Source organism: Bacteroides sp. AM16-24 (assembly GCF_003471885.1).
Lineage (GTDB): Bacteria > Bacteroidota > Bacteroidia > Bacteroidales > Bacteroidaceae > Bacteroides.
On sequence record NZ_QRKI01000054.1, the window covers coordinates 1 to 629 of the forward strand.

Genomic DNA, 629 nt, shown 5'->3' on the forward strand with positions numbered 1-629 from the left:
TCTATCGTAGACGGTACCGGTGGCAGTACTCCTTCGGCTACTTTGCCTCTGGTAATGGCCTACAAGTATTTCAAGGACAAGCGTTACCTGGAGAGTGCCAAACGTACAGTTAATTATCTGGAGAATGAGCTTATCTCTAAATCCGATTATTTCTCTTCCACTTTGGATGCTAATTGTGAGGATAAGGAAGCTTCCCTTTATGCTGCTACTGCCACTTATTACCTTGCTTTGGTTACTAAAGGTGCGGAGCGTGCTCACTATGCCGAACTTTGCAGGAAGGCTGCTTATTTCGCCTTATCCTGGTATTATACCTGGGATGTTCCTTTTGCCGAAGGTCAGATGTTGGGTGATATCGGTTTGAAGACTCGTGGCTGGGGTAATGTGTCTGTTGAGAATAACCATATTGATGTGTTTATTTTCGAGTTTGCTGATGTGTTACATTGGCTTTCCAAGGAGTTCAATGAGGCTCGTTTCTCAGACTTTGCTGAGGTTATTTCCACTTCCATGCGTCAATTGCTTCCCTATGAGGGTCATATGTGTGGTGTTGCTAAAGTAGGTTATTACCCTGAGGTTGTCCAACACACGAACTGGGATTACGGTCGTAATGGTAAGGGATATTACAATGATAT

1 pseudogene is annotated in these 629 nt (G+C 43.9%); it reads left to right on the forward strand.

Going from position 1 to position 629, the window contains the following annotated elements:
* A pseudogene (locus tag DW182_RS22035) lies at positions 1-629 on the forward strand (hypothetical protein); the annotation flags it as partial.